2 protein-coding genes and 1 pseudogene are annotated in these 1,538 nt (G+C 42.7%); 2 read left to right on the top strand and 1 reads right to left on the bottom strand.

From position 1 onward, the window contains the following. Together SD31_RS10545 and pfkA are read left to right on the top strand one after the other, a co-directional pair. Positions 1-327: pseudogene (locus SD31_RS10545) on the top strand (hypothetical protein); the annotation flags it as partial. A gap of 48 nt (positions 328-375) precedes the next feature. Next, entirely contained in the window at positions 376-1,350 is a 975-nt protein-coding gene (pfkA, locus tag SD31_RS10540; RefSeq protein WP_039054092.1) for a 6-phosphofructokinase, read from the top strand. A gap of 47 nt (positions 1,351-1,397) precedes the next feature. On the opposite strand, the gene SD31_RS10535 is transcribed toward pfkA, so the two are convergent. Further along, positions 1,398-1,520, bottom strand: coding sequence for an IS3 family transposase (locus SD31_RS10535; protein ID WP_410528256.1), 123 nt, complete (start codon positions 1,518-1,520; stop codon positions 1,398-1,400). Positions 1,521-1,538 lie beyond the last annotated feature (18 nt).

Below are 1,538 nucleotides of genomic sequence, written 5' to 3'. Positions count from 1 at the left end.
AACGTTTGGACAGACGTGAAGGTTGCCAAGCTGTTACGCGAGGAGTTCGTGATGGCCGAGCTTTTTGTGGATGACAAGACGGAGCTGCCGGCGGAGGAGCAGTATGTTTCAAGCTTCAGCGGCAAGAAGATTAACACGATAGGGAAGAAGAACAGCGACTTTCAGGCTTCATCGTTCAACAGCAACTCACAGCCTTTGTATGTTATTGTGGATACGGAAGGTAATGTGCTGTTGCCACCTACAGGGGCAGACTACAATGTGGACAGCTATGCTGCTTACCTGCAAAAGGGGATAGATTTGTTCAAAGCAAAGAACGCCAGCAATTAATAATTTTTTAACAAAAAAATATTGCCGATAATGATATATTTGTAATATATGAGAGAAATTAAAAATATTGCAGTATTAACGTCAGGAGGAGATGCTCCGGGTATGAATGCGGCAATCCGTGCGGTAGTGCGTGCCGGCATCTACCATGGTTTGAACGTGTTTGGTGTGAAAAGAGGATACGACGGATTGGTAAAAGACGATATCGTTCCTATGGATGCCAAGTCCGTAGCGAATATCATACAGCGCGGAGGGACAATATTGAAAACTGCCCGAAGCGAGGAATTCAAAACCTATGAAGGCCGTAAACAAGCCTATGAAAATATTAAACGTTTCGGTATAGATGCTTTGGTGGTGATTGGTGGTGATGGAACTTTTACCGGAGCTTCTAAATTTATAGAGGAATTTGATGTACCTATAATAGGGCTACCGGGAACCATAGACAACGACTTGGCCGGAACAGACTTTACTATAGGTTATGATACAGCTATAAATACCGTGGTGGATGCGGTAGACAAAATTCGTGATACTGCGGAGTCGCATGACCGTCTTTTCGTGATTGAAGTGATGGGCCGTGATTCCGGATTGATTGCTATACGTTCGGGGATTAGTACCGGAGCAGAAGCGGTGTTGATTCCGGAGCTAGAGGTTGATTACAATGCTATCATGAAGCGTTTGGATCAAACTAGAAAAAATAAGTCTTCGCGTATCATCATCGTAGCGGAAGGAGACGATGAGGGTGGTTTGGTTGTAGCAGACAAGATTAAAGAGAATTTCCCACACTATGATGTTCGTGTTTCTATTTTAGGGCATATTCAACGTGGAGGAAAGCCTACCTGTATGGACAGGGTGTTAGCAAGCCGTTTAGGCGTTGCAGCAGTGGAAGGCCTGTTGGCAGGCCGCAAGGGTGAGATGGCAGGATTGATTTGTGGGGACGTGCAGTTCACGCCATTCAGTAAGGCTATTAAGCATATTGACAAGATAAATACAAACCTAACCAGGATTGTTGAAATTCTATCGTTATAAAAATAAAGGCCTTGAAATTTGGACTGCCCCCAAAAAGTTGGACGAATTTATGCAATATTTTTGATATGATGAGCTCGGTATTCTACCGGGCTCATTCCATTTAAATTAGTTCTTATCCTTTTGTCGTTGTAATATTTAATATATTCTATAATATCCTTAGTTAATTCCAGTATTGACCTATTATTTCT

This window comes from Sphingobacterium sp. T2, assembly GCF_000814685.1.
Taxonomy (GTDB): Bacteria; Bacteroidota; Bacteroidia; order Sphingobacteriales; family Sphingobacteriaceae; genus Sphingobacterium; species Sphingobacterium thermophilum.
This window is presented reverse-complemented; position numbering and strand designations above follow the sequence as displayed.

What these genes read in the sequence shown, in the direction of transcription:
- pfkA (WP_039054092.1), top strand. Translation starts at nt 376, where the DNA reads ATGAGAGAAATTAAAAATATTGCAGTATTAACGTCAGGAGGAGATGCT.